This is a genomic window from Nocardia alni, assembly GCF_019038435.1.
Classification (GTDB): domain Bacteria; phylum Actinomycetota; class Actinomycetes; order Mycobacteriales; family Mycobacteriaceae; genus Nocardia; species Nocardia alni.
On the sequence record NZ_JAGPOX010000057.1, the window covers coordinates 1 to 21,314 of the forward strand.

A 21,314-nucleotide genomic window follows, 5' to 3' on the forward strand; every position below is an offset into this window, starting at 1 on the left:
CGCATGTCTCATGGGCTGCACCATTTGTATAATGAACAGGTCAGGTGCATGTCAAAAGTATTTTTTTTTTTAGATGTGTGTAAGAGACAGGTGTTGGGGCGGCGGATCAAGGGGCGGTGTAATGTGTCGCATGCTTACATTAGTGGGCGGCATCGGATGCGGTGACGCGCGGGACTGGACGGAGGGTGGTTGTGGCTAGCCTGTTCACGCGGGTGTTGCGGGGGCATCAGTGGGTGTATGAGAACAGTGGGGGGCTGGTGGGGCATCGGTTGTTGTTCGGGAATCCGACGTTGTTGTTGCGGACTGTGGGGCGGAAGTCGGGGCAGGCTCGGACCAGTGCGTTGACGTATGCGCGGGATGGGCGGGACTATGTGGTGACCGCGTCCAATGGGGGGTCGCCCAGGCCGCCGGGGTGGCTGGCTAATGTGAAGGCCGCGCCGGAGTGTGAGATTCAGGTTGGGCGGCGGGGGATTCCGGTGAGCGCGCGGGCGACTTATCCGGATGATCCGGATTATGCGCGGCGGTGGACGATGGTCGACGCGGCCAACAAGGGGCGGTACACCGCGTATCAGGCCAAGACGGACCGACCCATCGCGCTGGTGGTATTGAGTCCGCGGTAAGGGTCGGCCCGCCCTGGGATCAAACCGTAAGGATGGTTCGTCCTACCGCGATACGCGATTCGATGGCGGCGTGGGCATCGGCCGCCTTCGCTAGCGGGAAGGTCTGGCCGACAACAACTTCCAATCTTTCTGCGGCGGCCTCATCTAGTGCGCGGCGGCCTGCGGAGGGCCAGTCGATATCGGCTTGCAGTAGATCCGGCAGCATGACCACCGTAATATCCTGCGCGGCAGCCGCTCCCGGATCAATATCCGCGAATCCTCCTGCAGCATTGCCATATCCGATGAAACGACCGCCGGATGCGATCGCGCCCAGCGCATCGCGCCCGAGCGGGCCGCCGGCGCCGTCGAACACCACCGCGACGCCTTCACCACCGGTTGCCTGGAGAACCCTCTCTGTCCAACCAGATTCGTCGTAGTCGACCACTTCCTCGGCGCCCAGCCGCCGGGCGAGGGCGAGTTTCGACGCACCGCGGGCCGCCGCGATCACCCTGGCTCCGGCGCTGTGGGCCAACTGGATCAGCAACGTGCCCAACCCACCCGCTGCCGCGGTGATCAGTACCCACTCCCCGGGTTGCAGTGCGGTGTATTCGGCGATCGCCACGGCGGTCCGGCCGTCGGCGACCAGGGCGGCAGCGCGTACGAAATCCAGTCCGGCAGGTAGCTCGACCAGAGCATCGTCCCGCGCCAGCGCTTTGTCCGCGTACCCGCCGATCGGCAGCCCGCCGCCGATACCGCTGGCGGCGGTGTGCGTAGCCACCCGCTTGCCTACCCAGGCCGGGTCGACCCCGGAACCCGCGGACGACACGACGCCGGTCACCGACCCGCCTGGCACATACGGCGTCTGCACCGGGAAGAAATCCTGGCCCCAACCGCTGCGCAGCCGCGTGTCAAGGAACATCACATCGGCCGCCGCCACCTCGACGACCACCTCACCGGGGCCGGCGACCGGATCGGGCGCCTCGCCAGGCACCAGCACTTCCGGACCGCCGAACGACTCCGCGCGCACCACACGCATGACCGACCACATCCCTTCGTTGTTCAACACTGCGGCCCAGCCTCGTACCTCAACATGACTCGAGGTCAAGTCGCTCGGCGATATCCGCTCTCGGTGCGGCCGACACTCACCCCGACGCGCCGCGAGAGTTTGCTGATCGCACGCGGACTTCGCTACTCTCGACGGCGAGGGGAGTACTTCCCAAGTGTCACTCCGGTCAATACGGATTCCGCCGTCGGAATCCCCGGGTGGCCACCCGAGCAGCGGGTGAAGGAGACCTCGGGTTGATGTGCCGTACCCGAGGAGTCCGATTGAGTTCGACCGTCCTTGCTTCGTCCCAGCTCCACACCATCGGTTCGCCCTGGTTGTGGGTGGTGACCATCGGCGGAGTGCTCATGCTGCTCGTCCTGGATTTCGCCATCACCCGGCGTCCGCACGAGGTGTCGATGCGCGAGGCGATCGGATGGACGCTGTTCTATCTCGCGCTGCCGATCGGGTTCGGCGTCGCGATCTGGACGGGGTACGGGTCCGTACCGGGTGCGGAGTTCTTCACCGGCTATCTGCTGGAGAAATCGCTGTCGGTGGACAATCTGTTCGTCTTCATGCTGTTGCTGGCGGGATTCGCGGTGCCCGCGCGCCTGGCACAGCGGGTGCTGCTCTACGGGATCGCCGGTGCGCTGGTGCTGCGCGGGGTGTTCATCGCGATCGGGGCCGCCGCACTGTCCGAACTGGATTGGGCGTTCCTGCTGTTCGGCGCGATCCTGCTGATCACCGCGGCGAAACTCCTGGTGGACGCGGCCGGCGGACACGAGTACGACGTCGATATCTCCGCTCTGCGGTCGGTGCGGCTGATGCGCCGGGTATGGCCGGTAACCGACGACTATCGCGGCCCCCGGATGACCGTGCGCGAGGCTGGCCGGCGCGCGCTGACGCCGCTCGCGCTGGTGGTGACCGCGGTGATGACCGCCGATCTGGTATTCGCGGTCGACTCGGTGCCCGCGGTCTACGGCGTCACCGGCGACCCCTACCTGGTGTTCGCCACGAACGCCTTCGCCCTGCTGGGCCTGCGGGCGCTGTACTTCGTGCTGAACGCCGCGCTGGGACGACTGGTGCACCTGGCCTACGGGCTGGCTGTGATCCTGGCTTTCATCGGGGTGAAACTGGTGTTGCACTGGGCGCACGGCATCTGGGACGGCATGCCGGAGATCCCGACCGCGGCCTCGCTCGGGGTGATCGTGGCGGTGCTGGCGGTGGTCACCGCGACCAGCCTGTGGGCTACTCGCCCGACGCCCGCGCCGTAACGCCTCGGCCCGATCACTTGGCGCCGCGGGCCTCCGACTCGTGCGCGCGGAAGTCGAACAGCAGTACGACCTCCCCCAGCACCCGGCGGTACCAGGGCCGGTCGTGCGGTTCGCCCCGCCAGCCGTTGGCACGCAACTGCCCCAGATGCCGGGGTGACAGGAAGATGACCAGATGCAACATCCCATCGATGAACAGCACCAGCACGGCGGCGACCACCGCGGTACCGACCAGCATCGCGAAGAAAACTCCGACGGATGAGCCCATAAACCATGGTGCGCCGCCGCGAACCGACCGCGCAACCTCCATTGTTTGCGCAGGTTATCGGGCTGATGCCGGACCGGCCGCGGCGAATCCGGCCCACGAGCGGCCGGTGTCGTGTGATCGGCCGGTCAGGTCAACTTCACCCGCGCGGCCACGAAGCGCACGATCGCCGGAGCGAACCGGTTGAAGTGGTATTGCAGGTGTGCCTCCGGAGTAACCGGCACGACGGCGCGATCATCCCGCACCGCGCGCACGATCTGCTCGGCGACCTTCTCCGGTCCGTAGTGGCGTTTGCGGTACAGCTCGTCGTACCTGGCCTGCTTGGCCGCCTCGTCCTCGTCCGACAACCCCGAGAACCGGGTTGTGGCAACGATATTCGTATGCACGATGCCGGGACATATCGTGTGGACACCGATCCCCTTGCCCGCCAGTTCCGCACGCAGGCAATCGGAGAACATGAAGACCGCCGACTTGCTCGTCGAATACGCGCTGAACCCACGCTGCGGGGTGTAGGCGGCCATACTCGACAGGTTCACGATATGCCCGCCGAGCCCGCGCTCGGCCATGGCCGAGCCGAAGGTACGGCAACCGTTGACCACCCCGCCCAGATTGACCCGCAGCACCCGGTCGAATTCCGTTGCGGACGTATCGAAGAAGTCACCCGCCTGGCCGATGCCCGCATTGTTCACCAGCACATCAGGAACACCGTGCGTGGCGATCACCGCGGCGGCGTGCTCGGCGACCGCGGCGCCGTCCGACACGTCCAGCGAATAGGCATGTGCCACACCGCCTTCGCCCTCCACCAGCGCGGCAGTCTGCTTGGCCCCGTCCAGATTCAGATCCGACACCACGATCTGGGCGCCCAGCCGCGCGAAGGCCAGAGCGGTCTCGCGACCGATTCCACTGCCGCCGCCGGTGATCACGACCAGCTGATCGTCGAAGGGACGGTGCGCGGCGCGACCCACCTCCGCACGACGCAGCGCCGGCGAGGCAGAACCCGTGGTGATCGAATCGACGAGTTCGCCTGTGGCCGTGGCCAACAGCTCCGGATGTGAGAACGGCAGCCAGTGCCCCGCAGCCACCTCACGCCGCCACAGCCGGGAGGTCCATCGCGCCTCGTCGGAATAGCCCGCGGGCCGCACGGCCACATCGCGCCGCGCGATCACCAGCTGCACCGGCACCTCGGTGCGGCGCTCACGCGGATCGACCAGGCGCTGCACGATATTCGCGCGGTAGATGCGCATCCCGTCGAAGAAGTCCTCGCGGAAGTTGGGGCCCAGGCGCACATTCCGCGGTTCGGTGTCGTTCATCAGCCCGACGAACCGCCGCCACACCGCCTCCGCCGACAGCGGCCGCAGCACCACGCGCGGCACGCCGGGGGTCATGAACAGGAACGTGTAGGCCGAGGACAGCAGCTGGGTGAACGGACCCCACGCCGCGCCGCGCGACAGCTTGGCGCGCATCCATTGGCCCAGATGGTCCAGGTTCGGGCCGGACACGGAGGTGAACGAGGCGATCCGCGCGGCGGCGCGGGGATCGCACACCGCCTCCCACATCTGCACCGAACCCCAGTCGTGCGCCAGCACGTGCACGGGCTCACCGGGGCTCACCGCGTCGGCGACGGCGAAGAAGTCCCCGGCGAACGCGTCCAGGCGGTAGTCCCGCGTACGGGTGGTGCGAGTGGAACGGCCGTGCCCGCGGGTGTCGTACGCGACGACGTGGAATCGACGGGCCAGCAAAGGAATCACGCGATCCCACAGGTGGTGGTCGTCCGGCCAGCCGTGCACCAGCACGATGGTCTCGGCGGTCGGATCGCCGTATTCGTAGACGGCGAGGTCGAATTCGCCGCTGCGCACGGTCCGTTCGGCATCGGGAACGGGTGTCGAGTCACTCACGATCTCTCCTCTGGGGCATCCAGTACCGCACTACAGGTCAAGTACGAGTCGCTCACCGGCACACCGGGATACACAGATGAGCAGCTCACCGTCGGCGCGCTCGGCCTCAGTGAGCACGGTGTCGCGGTGATCCACATTCCCGGACAGCGCGGTGACGCGGCAGGTGCGGCAGAACCCCTGACGGCAGGAGTACGGCCGATCCGGACGAACCTTCAGCACCTCCTCGAGCACCGTGCGGTCGGCCGGTATCGCGATCACCTCGCCGGTACGAGCCAGTTCCACCTCGAAGGCGGCGCCGGCGACCACGGGCGGGGCGGAGAAGCGTTCGGAATGCAGCTCGACCCCGGACATATCGCGCACGGCGGCCGCGATCGCGGCGGTCATCGGCACCGGCCCGCAGCAGTAGACCGCGGTGTCGGGGCCGACGCCCGCGAGCAGATCCGCCGCGCCGGGCAGGCCGAACTCGTCGTCGGTGCGGACCCGCACGCGCGGGCCGAGCGCCTCGAGCTCGTCGAGGAACGGGATGGTGTCGCGGCTGCGCCCGGTGTAGACCATCGACCAGTCCACGCCGAGGCGCTGGGCCATGCGCACCATCGGCAGGATCGGCGTGACGCCGATACCACCGGCCACGAAATGCACACGAGCGGCATGGGATCCGTATCCGGGCAGTACGAACGGAAAGGCGTTGCGCGGACCGCGCACGGTCACCGCACTGCCGACCGGCAGCGCGTCGTGCACCTCGCGCGAACCACCGCCGCCATCCGGAATACGCCGCACCGCAATGCGATACACGTGCCGGTCGGCCGGATCGCCGCACAGCGAGTACTGCCGCAACCGGCCCGAGGGCAGTTCCAGGTCCAGATGCGCGCCGGGCCGCCACGACGGCAGCACACGACCGTCGGGCGCGGTGAGCAGCAGACTGATCACGTCGGTGTCGTGCGCCTCCACCCGTCGCTGCGTGACCTGCAGCGTTATCCGGTGATCGTCGGCCGCGCCGGCCGTCGCGTAGCGGTTGATCAGCGTCGTCCAGCGCAGCCGCGCCCGCGCGGCCGCATCGATGACGCGAATAGCCCTGTCGCTGCGGCGTTTCCCGTACAGGTCCGCCGGGGCGACGACCGGTGCCCGTCGCATCACGACGCGAGCGCCTGCGCCGCAGGCGATTTGGCGAGGTAGGCGACCGCCTGCGCGGTGGAGCCCACCGATTCTGGGTCGTAGCCGGGCAGCAGCGTGGATCCCGCACTCCACAGCAACGACGGCACCCCCGGCAGCGCACCGCGCCACATCGCGCCGCACACCCGCAGCAGCAACCGCGGATAGCGCATATTGGGCAAGGTGGGATCCTGGTGCACAAGGTATTTCATGCCTCGTCCGATCAGGCACAGGAAGATCGGAAAGACGAAGAACATCAACGCGCAGCGACGGACGTAGCCGACGCCGAAGTATCGCGCCACATCGTGCGCGACGTGCCGATGCTCGACTTCCTCGGCGCCGTGCCACCGGAACAGGTCCAGCACTCGCGGATCGGCGCCGAAGCGCTCGAGCTCCGCGTTGAGCACCCAGTCGCCGAGGAAGGCGAAGAAATGCTCGAGGGTGGCGATGACGCCGAGGCGTTCGACGAGGGTCTGGAACTCCGCGGGGGCGCCGCCCATGCACTCCGCGGCGGCGCCGCGCCCCGGGCGCGGGCCGAGCGTGGTGCGGAACAGGTATTCCATCTGCCGGGTGTACGCGTCCACATCGATGCCGTGCACGGTCAGCACCTGCTCGAGCACGCCGTTGTGGGTTTCGGCGTGCATCGACTCCTGCCCGATGAAGCCGAGCATCTGTTCGCGCAGTTTGTCGTCGCGCATCAGTTCGAGCGCCTCGGAGAAGGCCAGGCAGAACATCCGCTCGCCCTCGGGAAGCAACAGATTCAGCGCGTTGATGACGTGCGAGGCGACCGGCTCGTCCGGCATCCAGTGCAGCGGGGTGTCGCGCCAGTCGAACTGCACGTTACGCGCGTGCAGGGCCACCTCCCCCAGGTCGGTCGACTGCGGTCGCCGCCATGGGCCGGTTGAGGAGCGCCAACGATTCGGCGTGGGAAGTAGCTTCATCGGTACTCCTGGTCGTCGTACACACGGCGGCAGCACCGTCGCTACACGAGCGTAGCAAAATTTCGAGTGTATATGCGACTAGGAGTTACATCTAAAGACTCAGGCCTCTGATCAGCCCTTATACAGTGGGACGCTCAGCGATTTACCGCTAGCATCGGTGGCGGTGGCCTTGGTGTAGAGGTTGGCGGGCTGGATCGGATCGGACAGCACGACATGGACGGGTTTAGTGGCGTAGTGCCCGGCGGCGCAGTTGGGCGTGCAGGTGTTGAGACGCTCGGTGCCGTCGCCCTCGGCCTTGTCCGCGGCCCAGGACTTCCAGGTGATCTTGTCGACCTCGGCGCCCAGATCTGCGCAGGCCAGAATCAGATTCTGCGGACGCACGGCGGCCTTGTCGAACGAGCAGTCGATCACCTGCGGCAGCGCCTTGGCCCCTCCGGACACCTGGGGGCTCGCGCCCGCCGGAGCCGACCCGCTGGAGCCACACGCGGTGACGAACGAGGCGATACACGCCAATGCCAGAACGCCTGCGGCCCGTGCGCGCCTGTGATCCGATCGAAGCACTGCCATTCTCCCGTTCCCTACCCGTCTGCCGATCCTGCTCGGCGTTGTCGATCATGTCGGCGTGCCCCGCAGGGTAGCGCACTACACCGACATCGAGCAGGTCGCTTTCGGGCAGGCTATCGCATGTGCGCGGCGACCGAGATGTACGCTACCGGCCGACCCGCGTACTACCCGTTCGGTCATCGGAGGGTTCCGAGAAGTCCTGGAGAACAGAAATATTTCCGGTGCCGGTTATTGGAAGGCATAGAATCGGCTGGAATCCACGATCTCGAACCGCTACGGTGGATTTGTCGACGTCGACGAAAAGCCCGCGCCAGGAGAGATATTGACGAGGCTGTACCGGATAGCCGGGGTTGTGTCATCGGCCTCCCCTCCGGACTGAGGCACCGCATATGGTGACGATTGTCGGGGGTGGAATCGCAGGCACGGTGCTCGCGGGCGCGTTGGCGCGGGCGGGCCAGTCGGTGACGGTCTATGAGCAGCGGCCCAATGTCCGGGGCGACGCCTTTCTCTTCCTGGACGGACGGGCGCACAAGACCCTGACCGCCATGGGTGTTCCGGCCGATCGACTAGAGCGTGCGTCCTATCCCCTGCACGGCTTCCGGATCGGTTCAGCCGCCGACCGGATCGACGAGACCCCCGCCGACGGCGACCGGCTCTACCACCGCACCGACCTCATGCGGGTGCTGACCGAATTCGCCGACACCGCGAAGACCGACATTCGCTACGGCACACCCATCTCCGACCTCAACCCCTACACCGGCGTGTTGTACCCCGGCGGCGACTCGGCCGAACTGATCATCGCCGCGGACGGCATCGACTCGATCGCCCGCATCCGGCTCGAACCGACGCGCGTCACCGAATATGCCGGGCAGGTGGTGCTCTACGCGACCGCCGCACCCGGCACGCGGCCCAACACCGCCGCATCGGTGCTGCACGTGCATCACCAGACACAGGACAGCCCAGCCACTTTCGGGCATTTCTGGAACGAGCACGTCGCGGTATGGTTCGTGCGGCTTTCCCGCCCCCCGATTCCGGTGGGCTACACCGGATTCCATCCGCTGGCCCGATGGATCGAGCCGATCCGTACGGCCCTGCCCGCGATACCGTACCTACTGGACTTCCTGCTGGAACACACCGCCATGGCACACGTGTCCAACGCTCGTACGGTACCGCTGGCCGGCGCCCTCCCGCCCCGCCTGCCGGTAATCCTCTGCGGCGACGCCGATCACGTCTTCACCCGGGGCACCGGCGCACGCGACGCCATCGAGGATGCGGCAGCCCTTTACCAGGCGCTCGTGGCCGGGCAGGACCCCGCCGAGGCGATGGCGCGCCGCCGTGCGGAATTACTTGCTGAGGACGACTGATCGCGCTCGGCGGGACAATCAGTCGCCGTCGAACGAATCCTGGGCGCCCAGGACGCCGCTCCACTGTTCGGACCACGCCCACAGGGGTGTCAGCGCTTCAGCAAGTTCGGTTCCGGCGCTGGTCAATTCGTAAGACTTCGTCCAGCGGTAGATCCCGCCCGGTTCACACCGCCGGTTCCAGAACCTCGTCCCGAGACAGCAACCGCGCGTAGAAGCCGTTGCGCTCCGCCAGCTCCCGATGCGTACCACGCTCGACGACGTGACCGCCGTCCAGCACCACGATCTGATCGGCGTCGCGAATCGTGGACAGGCGGTGCGCGATCGTGATGGTGGTACGACCCGCGGACAGCGCGTCGATGGCGGCCTGGACCTCGCGTTCGGTGCGGGTGTCCAGTGCGCTGGTCGCCTCGTCCAGCACCATGATCGGTGGATTGCGCAGGATCGCGCGGGCCACGGCCAGGCGCTGTTTCTCACCGCCGGAGAAGCGGTAGCCGCGCTCGCCGACCGTGGTGTCGTATCCGTCGGGCAGATCGGCGATATGGTCGTGGATCTGCGCGGCGCGGGCGGCGGCGATCAATTCCTCGTCCGTCGCATCGGGTTTGGCGAAGCGCAGGTTGTCCGCGACCGAGGCGTGCAGCAGGTAGGTCTCCTGGGAGACCACGCCGACCGCGCCGGACAGTTCGGCGAAACTCAGATCGCGCACGTCGATTCCGTCGATCGTGACCGCGCCCGCGGTCGGATCGTACAGTCGCGCCACGAGATAGCCGAGAGTGGTTTTACCCGAGCCGGTTTCGCCGACGATCGCGAGCGATGTGCCGGCGGGGACGGTGAGGTCGATATCCTCGAGCACCGGACGGCCCTGCTCGTAGGCGAAGCCGACCCGGTCGAATCGCACCTCACCCGAGGCGTTCTCGGGCAGCGGGACCGCATCGACCGGTTCCTCGATGTCGGGCCGCAGGTCCAGGTATTCGAAGATCCTGCCGAACAGCGCCATCGAGCTCTGCATGTCCACGCCCGTGGACAGCAGTTGCACCGCGGGCCGCAACAGACCGGTCTGCAACGTCGTGAAGGCCACGAGGGTCCCGATCGACACCAGCTGATGACCGGAGGCGACGGTGAGCCCGGCGGCCCAGTAGATCAGCGCGGGCATGGCCGACATGACGATCTGGATCGTCGCCTGCCGCCAGCGTCCGGCCATGCTGGAGCGGATCTCCAGATCGACCAGTCCGCGTGACTCCCGCGAGAAGTCGTCGACAAGGGCCGGGGCTCGACCCATGGTGTGACCCAGGAGAATTCCGCTCACCGAGAGCGACTCCTCCACGATCGCCGACATTCCCGCGAGCTTGCGCTGCCGCTCGGCGGTGATCCTGCGGCGCTCGTCGCCCACGCGGCGGCTGATCCAGACGAAGAAGGGCAACATGAGCAACGAGACCGCGGTGAGCCGCCAGTCCAGCGCGATCATCGCGATGATCGCGGCGACGACCGAGGTGAAGTTCGAGACCAGTGAGGTCGCGGTGGAGGTGACCGTGGACTGCATGCCGCCGATGTCGTTGGCGATGCGCGACTGCACCTCGCCGGTGCGGGTGGTGGTGAAGAAGGCCAGCGGCATGCTCTGCAGCCGCGCGTACACCCGCGCGCGCAGATCGTGCATGACCCGCTGGCCGACGGCGGTGGAGATATAGGTCTGCAACACGCCGAACACGCTGGTCAGTACGACCACGACGATCATGCCCGCGGCGAGCAGGGTGAGCAGGCCGGTGCGGCCGTGCGGCAGCGCGTCGTCGAGGATCGCGCGCAGCATGAACGGCGAGGCGAGCGAGACCACAGACGACAGGCCGACCAGGGCGGCGACCAGGCCCAGGCGCATGCGATAGGGATGGAACAGCCGGATTATCCGGCGCAGCTGATGGGGGGATCGGGCAGCCATAGGCGCCTCCTTCCGAGGGTGACTACAGCCCTAAAACTGAGCTTGACTCACAATTATTCCATACAACGATGAGCTAAGCTCAGGATTATGGGCGACGCCACCCGATCCACCACCGTCGAGACCGACCTGCCGGAGCTTTTCTTGCAGGTCAGCAAGCGTATCCGGCGTAGTCAAACAGCCCGGCTGGCCCCGCTGGGACTCACTCCGGCCCAGAGCCGCGCGTTGCGCATCATCGGCCGCGATCCGGAACCACTGCGCATGTCCGTCCTGGCCGAGCGCCTCGGCATCGTCCCCCGCTCGGCCACCACGGTCGTCGACGCCCTCGTCGCCGCGGGCCTGATCACCCGCACCACCGACCCCACCAACCGCCGCTCCACCCTCGTCTCCCCCACCGAAGGGGGGCGGCAGACGCTCAGCCGGATGTCCGAGGCCCGCCGTGAGGCAGCCGCGGAGACATTCGCGGCGCTGTCGCCGCAGCAGCGTGAGACGTTGCGAGAACTGCTGGCCGCGCTGAACACGGCGGCACCCGACTCGGCGAGTATCGAGGAAGGCGAATGCGCACCGCACGGGTAGGTCTCAGCGTCGACTGCGCGACGCGGCGACCCATGCGTGCCATGTCACCGATCCCCAACGAATACGCTTTCAGAGCTTTTGGAGGGACCTATGATCCGTGGACTCCATCGGCGGCGGACCGAGGGTCTCGCCCGGAGACAAGCGATGGATGGAGGCATCGGTGGCGCGGAGTTCCGCGCCGGATCCGCCGCGGCGGACCGCGACGATCTCGGCGGCTACGGCCACAGCCGTCTCCTCCGGGGTGTGGCCGCCCAGGTCCAGGCCGATCGGCGAGTGCAGCTGGGACAGTTCGTCTTCGGTGAGTCCGGCGGCGAGCAGACGGACCGTGCGGTCGCGGTGGGTGCGACGCGAGCCCATCGCGCCGACGTAGGCGACGCGGCGGCGCAGGGCCACCTCGAGCACGGGCACGTCGAATTTCGCGTCGTGTGTCAGGACGCAGATCACGGTGCGTGAATCGAGTTGTGTGCCTTCGAGATAGCGGTGCGGCCAGTCGACGACGACCTCGTCGGCCTCGGGGAAGCGTGCCCTGGTAGCGAAGATCGGGCGGGCGTCGCACACGGTGACGTGGTAGCCCAGGAATTTGCCGATTCGCGCCACCGCGGCCGCGAAGTCGATGGCGCCGAACACGATCATGCGCGGCGGTGGCACCGAGGATTCGATGAAGACAGTGACTTCCTCGGAGCCGCAACCGATCACCCGGACGCCGGTGGCGCCCAGGTCGAGCATGGCCCGCGCTTCCGAAACCACCTTCGGGTCGGCGGCGGCCACCGGGTCGGGCGGTCGGCGGATCGGGTCGCCCTGCGTGGCAACCCGATCTTCGCCGTTCTGCGCGACACCCCGCTCGCCGACCTCCCGCATCTGCTCGGCGGCGCCCGAGCCACGGGCGGCATCCCCTGGACGATTGCCCGTAATCCCCTGCACGAGAACAGGCTCCGAGCGCCCGGACTCGGCATGTACCCAGTCCGGGCCGACCGCCAGTACCGCGCCGGAATTCATATCCCGCACCAGCGCGACGGCCCCCTCCGCACGCAGCGCCGTCTCCAGAACACGATGATCACGCGAGTCGACCGGGTGCACGAAAACCTCGAGCACACCACCACAGGTCAATCCGACCGCGAATGCGTCGGAATCGCTGTAGCCGAACGTCTCCCGCTGGGTCTGCCCGGTGCGCATGGCCTCGCGGCACAGCTCATATACCGCACCCTCCACACATCCACCGGACACGCTGCCGATGACCGTCCCCTCATTATCGACGGCCATCGCCGCGCCCAGTGGTCGCGGTGCACTACCGGTGATACCGATAATGCTCGCCACGGCAAAGCTTTTGCCCGCCGCCTGCCACGCCAGAAGTTCCGCGGTCAACTCGCGCATCATCCCGTCCTTACCTGAACAACATCTCTATGGCGTTCACGCCGAAGTAGCAGACGAACACCGCACTCACGACCCAGACCAGCCAGTGGATCTCGCGGAACTTGCCGCGTGCCGCCTTGATCACCGTGTAGGCCACCAGACCGGCGCCCACGCCGTTGGTGATCGAGTAGGTGAACGGCATCAGCGCGATCGTCACGAAGGCGGGGATGGCCACCTCGAGGTCACTCCAGTCGATCTTGCGGGCCTGCGTCATCATCAACGCGCCCACCAGCACCAGCGCGGGCGAGGCCGCCTGGATCGGCACGACCCCGGCGATCGGGGTGAAGAACATGACGATCGCGAACAGCCCGCCACTGACCAGGCTGGTCAGGCCGGTCCGAGCGCCCTCGCCGACACCCGTCGCCGATTCGACGTAGACCGTCGCGCCGGCGCCGCCGGACGCGCCGCCGATCACCTGGGCGATGCCGTCCAGGGTCAGCACCTTGCCCATGCCCGGCATATTGCCGGTCTCGTCGAGCAGCTTCGCCTCGTCGCAGACCCCGAACACGGTGCCCATCGCATCGAAGAAACCTGTCAGCACCAGCGTGAACAGCACCACACCGGCGGTGAGCGGCCCGGCGGTGTGGAATCCGCCGATCGGGTTGACATGCATCATCAGCCCGAAGTTCGGCGCCGCGAAGAAATTGTGCGGCAGCCGGGGAACCGCTGTGCCCCAATCCTTGTCGGGGATCTTGGCGACGGAGTTGACGATGACCGCCAGCACCGTGGACGCCGCGATGCTGATCAGGATCGCACCCGGCACCTTGCGGATGTACAGGGCCAGCATGAGCAGCAGGCTGAATCCGAAGATCACCACCGGCCATCCGGCCAGATGCCCGCCGACCCCGAGGGTCACCGGCGGCCCGTCGGAGGATCCGTGACCCACCACCCCGGCCGACACCAGGCCGATCATCGCGATGAACATGCCGATGCCGACGCCGATGGCGTTCTTCATCGCCAGCGGTATGGCGTTGATGATCATCGTGCGCAGGCCAGTGGCGGCCATGATCACGATGATCACGCCCATCAGCACCACCAGGCCCATGGTCTCCGGCCAGGTCATATGGGGTGCGGCCTGATAGGCCACCACCGGAACCACGCCCAGCCCCGCGGCCAGCGACAGTGGAACATTGCCGATCACACCCATGAGAATGGTGGACAGACCCGCGGCAAACGCTGTGGCCGTGGTGATCTGGGCCTTGTCGAGGTGTGCGCCCGCACTGTCGGTCGCGCTGCTCAGAATCAGCGGAACCAACAGAATGACGTATGCCATCGCCAGGAAAGTGGTTATACCGCCACGCACTTCGCGCGATACGGTGCTGCCCCGCTCCTTGATGCGGAACAGGCGCTCGAGCGGTGGTCTACCTCCACCGGGTTCGGTCTCGGTGGGTCGGATCTGTACTTGGGTCATGGCTGCCCTCCTTTGGGCATAGCCGACCTGCGGTCCGTGCCGTCTTTCGGACTTTGGTGCGGATGTGCGGTTGTGGGAGAAGTGAATCCCTGTTGATCAACAGCTTTCGATGATGTCCGTCGGACGGACCGGAACCCGGTTCAGGTATCCGGTGCCCCCGGCGGCCCGGATGGCGTCACGGATCGCGGAAGCGACAGCCGGGGTCGAGGAGAGCGTTGGCGGCTCTCCGGCGCCACGCAACCCGTATGGGGCACGCGGATCGGGGTTCTCGAGGATGACCAACTCCTGGTGGGGCACATCGAGAATGGTGGGAATCAGATAGTCGGTGAACGAGGGATTGCGTACCTTTCCGCCGGTGACGAGGATCTCTTCCATGACCGCCAGGCCGACGCCCTGCACGGACCCGCCGTGGATCTGGCCCTCGAGCTGGAGGCGGTTCATGATCTTGCCGACGTCCTGGACCGCGTCCAGGCTGACGACCTTCACCAGGCCGAGTTCGACGTCGACGTCGACCACGGCGCGGTGCACGCACACGGCGAGCTGAGTGTGGCTGTTGCCCTGCCCCGTCACCGGATCCATGCCGGTGGTCGGGTGATGGTGGTATTCCCTTGTCTCCTCGACCAATCCGTCGTCGAGCACGTCCACGAGTGCGGCGAGCACCTCGCCGGCGTTCGAAACGACCTTGCCGCCAACGAGATCCGCCGCGGCGGTCAACCCCTTGGCGCGCGCCCGGAGAATCACGGCGTCCTTCACCGCCCGGCACGCGATCATCACGGCACCGCCGGTCATGTACGTCTGCCGCGACGCCGAGGACGAGCCGGAGTTGCCGACCCCGTTGTCCGCCGGGTGGATCGTCACCCGCTCGATGCCGAGTTCGGTGCGCGCGATCTGCGCCTCGACGGTCACCAGACCCTGGCCGACCTCGGCGGCGGCGGTGTGCACCAGCGCGACCGGCTCCCCGCCGATGACCTCCAGCCGCACCCGCGCGGTGGACAGATCGTCGTAGCCCTCGGAGAAGCAGATGTTCTTGATACCGACGCCGTACCCGACACCGCGCACCACGCCCTCGCCGTGGGTGGTCTGCGACAGCGCACCAGGCATGTTCCGGATATCCGAAGTATCCAGCGCCCCGGGAAGTTTCAATTCCCGGATCTGCTCGAGCATCGACACCAGCGGGGTCGGCGCGTGCAGTACCTGGCCGGTGACCAGGGTGTCGCCCTGTTCGGTGACGTTGAGCTGACGCACCACGATCGGATCCATGCCCAGTGCGTCGGCCAACTTGTCCATCATCGACTCGTGCGCGAAACAGGCTTGCACGCCGCCGAATCCGCGCATCGCGCCACACGGCGGGTTGTTGGTGTAGACGCCGTAGGCGTCCACCTCGACGTGCGGGATCTTGTACGGGCCGATGGCCAGCGACGCGGCGTTGCCCGTCACGTTCAGCGTGGCCGAGGTGTACGCCCCGCCGTCCAGCACGATCTTCACCTTGGCGAAGACCAGTTTGCCCGCCGTGGTGGCGCCGTACTCGTACCACATCTGCGCTGGATGCCGGTGCACGTGACCGAAGAACGACTCCTCGCGGTTGTACACCATCTTGATCGGCTTACCGGTGCGCAGCGCCAGCATGCCGCCGTGGATCTGCATGGACAGGTCCTCGCGGCCGCCGAACGCGCCGCCGATACCGGCCATGGTCATCCGGATCTTCTCGTCCGGCAGGCCCAGGCACGGGCCGATCTGGGACAGGTCGTTGTGCATCCACTGCGTGGCGACGTAGAACTCCAGGCCGCCGTCCTCGCCCGGGACGACCAGGCCGGATTCCGGCCCCAGGAACGCCTGGTCCTGGATGCCCACCTCGTAGTGCTGGCTGACCACGATCTCGGCGAGGGCGCGCCCGACCTCCAGATCGCCGACGCGCACCGGCTGATGCCGGGCGACACCGCCGCGTTCCTGCACCTTCATGGTGTCCGGATTGTCCACCACCGCAACGGCATCGGTGATCGGCTCGAGCACGTCCCATTCGATGACGATCTTGTCCATCGCCCGGCGGCAGGTCTCGGGATGATCGGCGGCCACCAGCAGCACCGGCTCACCGTGATGACGCACCTCGTCGAAGGCCAGCACCGGCTGGTCCCAGGTGTGGTCCAGACCATAGACCTTGCGCCCGGGCACGTCCTCATGGGTCAGGATCGCCTCGACGCCAGGCAGTTTCACCGCCTCGGTGATGTCGATGGACAGTATGCGCGCCCGCGGGTGCGGGCTGCGCAGTGTCATGCCCCAGAGCATGCCGTCGATCCACATGTCCGAGGAGTAGGCGAAGTCGCCCTTGACCTTCAGGATGCCGTCCGGGCGCAAGGGGCTGGAGCCGATGCCGTCCCGGCCGGGCGCGGCGACCTGGGCGGGAAACTGAGCAGTGCGTTCCATCTCAGACCTCCTCTCGCAGCAGCCGTTTGCGCGCGTTGACACCCGCGGCGGCGACCGCGTCCTGGGAAACCGTGCGCAGTTCGTCGTTCTCGACGACGGTGCGCCCGCCCACCAGCAGCCGCGCCAGCGGCGGGGTCGGTCCGAAGACCAGCGTGCAGACCGGATCGGTGATGGCCGATCGGAATCCGTCCACCCGCCAGATCGCGATATCGGCCAGCTTGCCCGGTTCGAGGCTGCCGATCTCGGTGTGGCGGCCCAGGTTTCGCGCACCACCGAGCGTGCCGATCTCCAGCGCCTGGCGGGCGGTCAGCGCGGTCGGGCCGTGCACCGCGCGCTGGAAAAGCATGGCCTGGCGCATTTCTCCGGCCATCGAGGTCAGTTCGGAGGAGGCGGTGCCGTCCACGCCGAGACCGACCGGAGCTCCGGCGGCCAGCAGATCCTTCACCCGGGCTATTCCGGCGCCGAGACGGGCGTTGGAGCTTGGACAGTGCGCGGAGCCGGAGCCGGTCTCGGCGAATCGCCGAATATCCTTGTCGTGCAGGTGAACCGCGTGTGCGAACCACACGTCGTCACCCAGCCAGCCGATCTTGTCCATATATTCGACCGGGGTGCAGCCCATCTGTTCGATGCAGTGGTGCTCCTCGTCCAGGGTCTCGGCGAGGTGGGTGTGCAGGCGCACACCCTTGTCGCGGGCCAGGACGGCCGATTCACGCATCAGGGTCTCGCTCACCGAGAATGGCGAGCACGGTGCTACCGCCACGCGCAGCATCGAATCGAACGACGGGTCGTGGTACTTGTCGATCGTCTCGGCGGTGTTGGCCAGGATCTCGTCGGTCCGCTCCACCACCTCGTCCGGCGGCAGACCGCCGTCGGACTGCCCGCGGTCCATCGAGCCGCGGCACGGATGGAACCGGATGCCCAGCTCGGCCGCCGCGCGCACCTCGGCCTCGAACAGATCGCCACGGCCGGAAGGGAATACGTAGTGGTGGTCGGTGGAGGTGGTGGTTCCGGTCAGCGCGAGCCAGCCCAGTCCCGCCGCGGCGGCGCCGTAGGTGACCTCGGCGTCGATCCGCGCCCAGGTGCTGTACAGGCCGGTCAGCCATTCGAACAGCGTCGCGTCCTGGTACAGGCCCTGGGTGGCCCACTGGTACAGGTGGTGGTGGGTGTTGACCATGCCCGGTGTGACCAGGCAGCCGGCGGCGTCGATGCGCTCGGCGCGGTCACCCGATATCGGCGCGCGGCCGGCACCCAGCGAGACGATGCGGCCGTGCTCGATCACCAGGTGACCGTTCGCGATCTCTTCACCGACAACCGGTGCGATATAGGCATTCTCGATGATGATCCGACCGATGGGCGTCTTGCTCACTTGATCGCATCCTTCCGCTCAACCGCCAGATATACGGCGTCCAGGATCTTTTCGTAGCCGGTGCACCGGCACAGGTTTCCGGACAACGCCTCTCGGATCTCCACATCCGACGGGTCCGGAATGCGGTCGATCAGATCGTGGGTCTGCACCAGCAGCCCCGGGGTGCAGAAACCACACTGCACCGCACCCGCGTCGACGAACGCCTGCTGCACCGGATCGAGCATGTCCCCCTGCGCCAAACCTTCCACCGTGCGTACGGATCGCCCGTGCACCTGTCCCGCCGCGACGAGGCACGAACATGCCGGGATACCGTCCAAATAGATTGTGCACGAACCACATTCACCCTGCTCGCAGGCGTTCTTGGAGCCCGGCAGCCCCATCCGCTCGCGCAGCATGTAGAGCAGGCTCTCGCCCTCCCATACGTCGTCGACGCTCTCCTGCGCCCCGTTGACCTGGAAGCTCACCCGCATCAGGCAGCCCTCCCATTCACTGCCGCAAGATCGTTCCAGGCCCAGGTGAGGGTGCGGCGCGCCATCACCGAGAGGGCATGTCTGCGATAGTCCGCGGTGCCGCGCACATCGTCGATGGGTTTGGCCGACGCCGCGACCAGGGCCCCGAATTCGCGCAAAATCTCATCGCTCAATGGCGCGGGATCATCCCACGGCAAGACGTGCGCGAGAAATTCCTCGGCCGGGCGGGCGCGCAGCGGAGTCGGCCCGGAGGAACCAATTCCCGTGCCTGCCGTGCGAGTGTGCGGATGCAGCGCGACCGCGAAGGCGCACACCGCGATCACCATCGCGTTGCGGGTGCCGACCTTCGAGAAATACTGCGGTCCCGTGGCCGGTTCGAGCCAGATCGCCCGAATCAATTCATCGGCCTCGAGCGCATTCTTCTTCACCCAGACGTAGAAATCGTCGATCGGGATTATCCGGGATCCGCGCGCCGCCGATTCCACCTCGATCTCCGCATATGCGGCCAGTAATGCCGGATGGCTGTCGCCCGCAGGTGACGCGGCGCCCAGATTACCGCCCACGGAACCGCGATTGCGGATCTGCGGCGAGCCGACCGTGCGCGCGGCCTGCGCCAGGCCGGGCAGCTCGAGGCCCAGCTCACGGATGACCTTCACATAGGGCACCCCCGCGCCGACGCGCAGTTTCCCGTCGATCCGCTCCACGCGCTGCAACTCGCGGCACGGATTCAGATCCAGCAGCGCCGCCGGGCGGCCCTTGTCGAAATTCAGCTCGACCATCACATCGGTACCACCCTGTATCGGGTGGGCGCCGGGATGGGCGGCCCGCAATTCGAGCGCTTCGGCCCAACCGCCGGGTCTCAGGAATTCCATCTCACTTCTCCCCGGGCTCGAGCAGGTGTGCACCGCCGCACCGTCATCTGACCTCCATCGGCATTAAACGTGTCAAGCCAGTACACCCGGCCGTGCCCCTCCCCGGCCACGACCAGAACTCCGAACTGTGCGCTGCTTCACAGCGGGGTGTTTGTATTTACCTCCAATCGCCATGACGGCCGTGTTACCCCTGTCAGGTGATGTGACAACCGCGTTACCCGTGGTTCGGGGACAAGCCGCCTTCGAGACTGTTAGCGTTCGAGATCATGCGTCTACGTTCTCTGCTCGCCATGACGGACTTGGGACTGGAACTCGTCACGGGGGAAGAGGAGCTCGACCGCTTCGTGCGCTGGGTGGTCACCCAGGATCTGCCGGACCCCAGCCGGTACCTGTCGGGCGGTGAACTCGTGCTCACCGGCATGCAGTGGCGCTCCGGCCCCGAGGACAGCGACGCCTTCGTCGGGGCGCTGGCCCGCGCCAAGGTCGCCGCGCTGGCCACTGGCGATGCCCGCTACGGGGCGCCGCCCGAAGATGTGATCGAGGCCTGCCACAAATACCGGATCCCGCTGTTCCGAGTGCCCGAACAGGTGGCATTCGCCAGCGTCACCGAGCGGATCACCCGGCTGTTGTCCACCGGACGGGCCGCGGATCTGACCTCGATCCTGGACCGGCACCGCCAGCTGGTGGCCGGGACCGGCCTCGGCTCGGTGCTCGAGCTGATCGAACGCGATCTGGATATGCGCTGCTGGGTGATGACCACGACCGGCCGGGTCGTGGACGGACCGCAGACCCCGCCACCGGCACAGACTGTCACCACATTCCTGTCCGCACGGCGGCTGCCCTGCGTGATCCGCACCGAGCAGCGACCGTATTCGCTGTTCGCCGTCGACGAGTTCGGCACCTCACGCGCCGCGGACTGGCTGCTGGTCTTCGACTCGGACTGTTCGGACTGGCCCGAGGAGCGACGCGCGCTGGCCGGGGAACTGGCCGCGATCGTCTCGCTGGAACGCGTGCGCCATGACGACCGGCAGAGTGCCGAGGGCCGCTTGGCCGAGGAGCTGATCCAGCTGATCGTGTCGGATGCCAAACCGGCGGATATCATTTCGCGTCTCGAGCTGACCGGACTCGGTGTCACCGACAGCTACATCGCCGTGGCCGCGGCCGCGGAGGATGGGTTGCGGCCCAGGGAATTACGTGCCCTGTTGCGCGAAATCCTTTACGGCTCCAGCCCGGCGGCGGGTGTGGTGGACGGCGAGGCGATCGCGCTCATCCCGGCGAACCCTTCGGCCCTGGAGACGATCGGTCACGCACTGGACACCCTCGAACCCGGGCTGGCCGGCAGCCGCCTGTCGGTCGGGGTCAGCGGCATCGTGGACGGCGAGGGCCTGCGCGGCGCGGTCGAGGAGGCCCGCTACGCCCGCCGCATGGCCGCCGGACGCGGCCGTGCGGCGAGCGTGGTCGGCCACGACGAACTCGCCACCCACATGATGCTGCTGGCCAGCGTGCCCGACGAGGTCCGCCGCATGTTCCGGCTGCGCCTGCTGGACCCGCTGGTCAGCTACGACCAGGACAACGGCGCGGATCTGGTGCACACCCTGAAGGTGTTCCTGCAGACCAACGGCTCCTGGACCCGCAGCGCGGAGCTACTGCACGTGCACGTGAACACACTGCGGTACCGGGTCGCCCGGATCGAGGAGCTGACCGGGCGCGATCTGTCCCGGCTGGAGGATCGGGTCGACTTCTTCCTGGCCTTGGCGCTGACCTGATCCGGCCC

18 protein-coding genes are annotated in these 21,314 nt (G+C 67.2%); 5 read left to right on the forward strand and 13 right to left on the reverse strand.

Translation table 11 applies throughout. The features are described 5' to 3' along the window. Positions 1 to 191 precede the first annotated feature (191 nt). A complete protein-coding gene (locus JZ791_RS21865; RefSeq protein ID WP_216897048.1) occupies positions 192 to 620 on the forward strand; it encodes a nitroreductase family deazaflavin-dependent oxidoreductase in 429 nt (142 codons plus the stop codon). 19 nt (positions 621 to 639) lie between these two features. On the opposite strand, the gene JZ791_RS21870 is transcribed toward JZ791_RS21865, so the two are convergent. Next, positions 640 to 1,665 (reverse strand): zinc-binding dehydrogenase, encoded by a 1,026-nt coding sequence (locus JZ791_RS21870; RefSeq protein WP_308163030.1) that lies wholly within the window; start codon positions 1,663 to 1,665, stop codon positions 640 to 642. Positions 1,666 to 1,925: 260 nt separating this feature from the next. On the opposite strand from JZ791_RS21870, the gene JZ791_RS21875 reads away from it, so the two are divergent. After that, a complete protein-coding gene (locus tag JZ791_RS21875) occupies positions 1,926 to 2,915 on the forward strand; it encodes a TerC/Alx family metal homeostasis membrane protein (RefSeq protein WP_256461931.1) in 990 nt (329 codons plus the stop codon). A gap of 13 nt (positions 2,916 to 2,928) precedes the next feature. On the opposite strand, the gene JZ791_RS21880 is transcribed toward JZ791_RS21875, so the two are convergent. The 5 genes from JZ791_RS21880 to JZ791_RS21900 all read right to left on the reverse strand — a co-directional run bounded on the left by JZ791_RS21880 (position 2,929) and on the right by JZ791_RS21900 (position 7,729). Beyond that, positions 2,929 to 3,150, reverse strand: coding sequence for a hypothetical protein (locus JZ791_RS21880; protein WP_216897050.1), 222 nt, complete (start codon positions 3,148 to 3,150; stop codon positions 2,929 to 2,931). 155 nt (positions 3,151 to 3,305) lie between these two features. Next, entirely contained in the window at positions 3,306 to 5,072 is a 1,767-nt protein-coding gene (locus tag JZ791_RS21885) for an SDR family oxidoreductase (RefSeq protein WP_216897051.1), read from the reverse strand. 30 nt (positions 5,073 to 5,102) lie between these two features. Next, a complete protein-coding gene (locus JZ791_RS21890; protein ID WP_216897052.1) occupies positions 5,103 to 6,203 on the reverse strand; it encodes a PDR/VanB family oxidoreductase in 1,101 nt (366 codons plus the stop codon). After that, entirely contained in the window at positions 6,203 to 7,162 is a 960-nt protein-coding gene (locus JZ791_RS21895; protein WP_216897053.1) for a metal-dependent hydrolase, read from the reverse strand. Before JZ791_RS21895 ends, JZ791_RS21890 begins: the two co-directional genes overlap by 1 nt. A gap of 111 nt (positions 7,163 to 7,273) precedes the next feature. Continuing rightward, on the reverse strand, positions 7,274 to 7,729 hold the full coding sequence (locus JZ791_RS21900; RefSeq protein WP_216897054.1) for a hypothetical protein: 456 nt from the start codon (positions 7,727 to 7,729) through the stop codon (positions 7,274 to 7,276). Positions 7,730 to 8,115: 386 nt separating this feature from the next. On the opposite strand from JZ791_RS21900, the gene JZ791_RS21905 reads away from it, so the two are divergent. Beyond that, a complete protein-coding gene (locus tag JZ791_RS21905; protein ID WP_216897055.1) occupies positions 8,116 to 9,090 on the forward strand; it encodes an FAD-dependent oxidoreductase in 975 nt (324 codons plus the stop codon). A 163-nt stretch (positions 9,091 to 9,253) separates the two neighbouring features. Here the strand turns inward: JZ791_RS21905 and JZ791_RS21910 are convergent, their stop codons facing one another. Further along, positions 9,254 to 11,017 (reverse strand): ABC transporter ATP-binding protein, encoded by a 1,764-nt coding sequence (locus tag JZ791_RS21910; RefSeq protein WP_216897056.1) that lies wholly within the window; start codon positions 11,015 to 11,017, stop codon positions 9,254 to 9,256. An 87-nt stretch (positions 11,018 to 11,104) separates the two neighbouring features. On the opposite strand from JZ791_RS21910, the gene JZ791_RS21915 reads away from it, so the two are divergent. Continuing rightward, a complete protein-coding gene (locus tag JZ791_RS21915; RefSeq protein WP_216897057.1) occupies positions 11,105 to 11,590 on the forward strand; it encodes a MarR family winged helix-turn-helix transcriptional regulator in 486 nt (161 codons plus the stop codon). A 69-nt stretch (positions 11,591 to 11,659) separates the two neighbouring features. Here JZ791_RS21915 and JZ791_RS21920 read toward each other — a convergent pair whose 3' ends face one another. The 6 genes from JZ791_RS21920 to JZ791_RS21945 form a co-directional block, all read right to left on the reverse strand. Further along, entirely contained in the window at positions 11,660 to 12,961 is a 1,302-nt protein-coding gene (locus JZ791_RS21920; RefSeq protein ID WP_254206093.1) for an XdhC family protein, read from the reverse strand. Between the two features lie 10 nt (positions 12,962 to 12,971). Then, complete coding sequence (locus tag JZ791_RS21925) at positions 12,972 to 14,411, reverse strand: NCS2 family permease (RefSeq protein WP_216897058.1); 1,440 nt, start codon at positions 14,409 to 14,411, stop codon at positions 12,972 to 12,974. 96 nt (positions 14,412 to 14,507) lie between these two features. Then, positions 14,508 to 16,832, reverse strand: coding sequence for a molybdopterin cofactor-binding domain-containing protein (locus tag JZ791_RS21930; protein ID WP_254206094.1), 2,325 nt, complete (start codon positions 16,830 to 16,832; stop codon positions 14,508 to 14,510). A 1-nt stretch (position 16,833) separates the two neighbouring features. Further along, on the reverse strand, positions 16,834 to 18,198 hold the full coding sequence (locus JZ791_RS21935) for an 8-oxoguanine deaminase (RefSeq protein ID WP_216897059.1): 1,365 nt from the start codon (positions 18,196 to 18,198) through the stop codon (positions 16,834 to 16,836). Beyond that, a complete protein-coding gene (locus JZ791_RS21940; RefSeq protein ID WP_216897060.1) occupies positions 18,195 to 18,668 on the reverse strand; it encodes a (2Fe-2S)-binding protein in 474 nt (157 codons plus the stop codon). The genes JZ791_RS21935 and JZ791_RS21940 overlap by 4 nt, the downstream gene beginning before the upstream one ends. Continuing rightward, the gene (locus JZ791_RS21945) at positions 18,668 to 19,540 is read right to left on the reverse strand and encodes an FAD binding domain-containing protein (protein WP_216897061.1); all 873 of its coding nucleotides are present in this window, start codon (positions 19,538 to 19,540) and stop codon (positions 18,668 to 18,670) included. Before JZ791_RS21945 ends, JZ791_RS21940 begins: the two co-directional genes overlap by 1 nt. A gap of 266 nt (positions 19,541 to 19,806) precedes the next feature. Here JZ791_RS21945 and JZ791_RS21950 point away from each other — a divergent pair, with 266 nt between their 5' ends. Beyond that, positions 19,807 to 21,306, forward strand: a complete 1,500-nt coding sequence (locus tag JZ791_RS21950) for a PucR family transcriptional regulator (RefSeq protein ID WP_216897062.1) — start codon at positions 19,807 to 19,809, stop codon at positions 21,304 to 21,306. The last annotated feature ends 8 nt before the right edge of the window (positions 21,307 to 21,314 follow it).

Excerpts from the sequence above, each read along its gene's own strand:
- JZ791_RS21880 (WP_216897050.1), bottom strand. The coding sequence starts at position 3,150 with ATGCTGGTCGGTACCGCGGTGGTCGCCGCCGTGCTGGTGCTGTTCATC.
- JZ791_RS21890 (WP_216897052.1), bottom strand. The coding sequence starts at position 6,203 with ATGCGACGGGCACCGGTCGTCGCCCCGGCGGACCTGTACGGGAAACGC.
- JZ791_RS21895 (WP_216897053.1), bottom strand. The coding sequence starts at position 7,162 with ATGAAGCTACTTCCCACGCCGAATCGTTGGCGCTCCTCAACCGGCCCA.
- JZ791_RS21900 (WP_216897054.1), bottom strand. The coding sequence starts at position 7,729 with ATGGCAGTGCTTCGATCGGATCACAGGCGCGCACGGGCCGCAGGCGTT.
- JZ791_RS21905 (WP_216897055.1), top strand. The coding sequence starts at position 8,116 with ATGGTGACGATTGTCGGGGGTGGAATCGCAGGCACGGTGCTCGCGGGC.
- JZ791_RS21910 (WP_216897056.1), bottom strand. The coding sequence starts at position 11,017 with ATGGCTGCCCGATCCCCCCATCAGCTGCGCCGGATAATCCGGCTGTTC.
- JZ791_RS21915 (WP_216897057.1), top strand. The coding sequence starts at position 11,105 with ATGGGCGACGCCACCCGATCCACCACCGTCGAGACCGACCTGCCGGAG.
- JZ791_RS21920 (WP_254206093.1), bottom strand. The coding sequence starts at position 12,961 with ATGCGCGAGTTGACCGCGGAACTTCTGGCGTGGCAGGCGGCGGGCAAA.
- JZ791_RS21925 (WP_216897058.1), bottom strand. The coding sequence starts at position 14,411 with ATGACCCAAGTACAGATCCGACCCACCGAGACCGAACCCGGTGGAGGT.
- JZ791_RS21930 (WP_254206094.1), bottom strand. The coding sequence starts at position 16,832 with ATGGAACGCACTGCTCAGTTTCCCGCCCAGGTCGCCGCGCCCGGCCGG.
- JZ791_RS21940 (WP_216897060.1), bottom strand. The coding sequence starts at position 18,668 with ATGCGGGTGAGCTTCCAGGTCAACGGGGCGCAGGAGAGCGTCGACGAC.
- JZ791_RS21945 (WP_216897061.1), bottom strand. The coding sequence starts at position 19,540 with ATGGAATTCCTGAGACCCGGCGGTTGGGCCGAAGCGCTCGAATTGCGG.
- JZ791_RS21950 (WP_216897062.1), top strand. The coding sequence starts at position 19,807 with ATGCGTCTACGTTCTCTGCTCGCCATGACGGACTTGGGACTGGAACTC.